At 75.1% G+C, this 1,645-nt stretch carries 2 pseudogenes; one reads left to right on the forward strand and one right to left on the reverse strand.

Annotated features, from left to right (window positions below):
- Positions 1–273 (forward strand): annotated as a pseudogene (locus HCN52_RS21860) (hypothetical protein); the annotation flags it as partial.
- 60 nt (positions 274–333) lie between these two features.
- On the opposite strand, the pseudogene HCN52_RS21865 reads toward HCN52_RS21860, so the two are convergent.
- Positions 334–1,248, reverse strand: a pseudogene (locus tag HCN52_RS21865) (AAA family ATPase); the annotation flags it as partial.
- Positions 1,249–1,645: the final 397 nt, after the last annotated feature.

Below are 1,645 nucleotides of genomic sequence, written 5' to 3' on the forward strand. Positions count from 1 at the left end.
GGCCGGGACGCCCACGACCGCCCGGTGGACCACGGCCCGCTGCTGGACCCGCTGCACTACGGCCGCAACCTGCGCAGCCCGCTCCCCGAACCCGTGCTCGGCCACGGCGACTACCCGCAGGACCCGGCCTACGCCGCGGAACGCGCCCACCTCTGCCACACGCTGCGCGGGGAGGGCGACGCCGACGCCACGGTCCGCCGGGAGCACCGCGGCGGCGGCCTCACCGCCGAGCGCCCCAGGCCGGAGCCCGGGCCCGCGGCGGACGCGCGCTGATGTCTCGGCCCGCCGCCGCGCAGCGACGCGCGACGGCCCCCGCCACCGCCCCGACCGACCTCACCCCGCGGGATTCGGCAGGTCCTCCGGGTACAGCACCGACAGCTCCTCCGTGCTGGGGTCGGCCACCTGAGCGACCCGACCCGCGTGCCGCTCCACCATCGACTCGAAGGTCTGCCGCGCGGTCCGGCCGTTGCCGAACGCCGGCCCTCGGGGGATCGCCGCGAAGTGCTTCAGCAGCGCCTCCGTCGCACCCGGCCCGAGGCTGTACTCCTGGTCCGACGCCTGCTGCTCGATGATGGACAGCAGTTCCTCCGCGGAGTAGTCACCGAAGGTGATGGTGCGGGAGAACCGCGACGCCACACCCGGGTTGGTGTCCAGGAACCGTGACATCTCCTCGGTGTACCCCGCGACGATCACCACCACCTCGTCCCGGTGGTCCTCCATCAGCTTCACCAGGGTGTCGATGGCCTCCCGCCCGAAGTCGCGGCCGGCGTCGACGGGGGAGAGCGCGTACGCCTCGTCGATGAACAGCACCCCGCCCCGCGCGCGGTCGAACGCCTCCTGGGTGCGCAGCGCCGTGGAGCCGATGTGCTCCCCGACCAGGTCGACCCGCGACACCTCCACCAAGTGGCCGCGCTCCAGCACCTTCAGCGACGCCAGGATCTCGCCGTAGAGCCGCGCCACCGTCGTCTTCCCCGTGCCGGGGGAGCCGGTGAAGACCAGGTGGCGGCGGACCGAGGCGGCCTTGAGCCCCGCCTTCTGCCGTCGGCGCCCCACCTCGATCATGTCGATCAGCGCGCGGACCTCGCGTTTGACCCCGACCAGCCCGACCAGCGAGTCCAGCTCCGCGAGCACCTCGTCGGCGGGGCGGCTCTCGTCGACCGGCCCGGGTTCCTGCCCCGCATCCGGATGCCGCGCCGCGCGGGCGGGCGCCGGGGCGGCGGTGCCCCCGGGGGCGAGGCCGGCGGCAGCGGCCGAGGGGGTGAGCAGGGCGAGAACGGCGGCGGTGGCCAGGACGTGGGCGACGCGGCGGGGGAGGGGCGAGGGCATGGGCGGACTCCTTCGGCCGGCCCGGTGCGACGGAGCGCGGTGAGGAAGCGCGGCGGCACGTCCGGGCAACGGACAATCAGAACAGCGAGTGATGAGATCAGAACACAAGGTGATGATCCGGTGATGGACCCAAGGTCTCACCGCGCCGTGGGCCGTTCCCCTGGAGTCGGTCCGGCCGGGTGACGCCCGCCGCCGGACGGCTGACCGGCCGCCCGTACGGCCCATCGCTCGGACGGCTCGCCCTGCCCCCGGCCCGTGGGGGTTCACCGCGCCGTGGGCCGTTCCCCTGGAGTCGGTCCGGCCGGGTGACGCCCGCCGC

The sequence above is a fragment of the Streptomyces bohaiensis genome (genome assembly GCF_012033785.1).
GTDB lineage: Bacteria > Actinomycetota > Actinomycetes > Streptomycetales > Streptomycetaceae > Streptomyces > Streptomyces bohaiensis.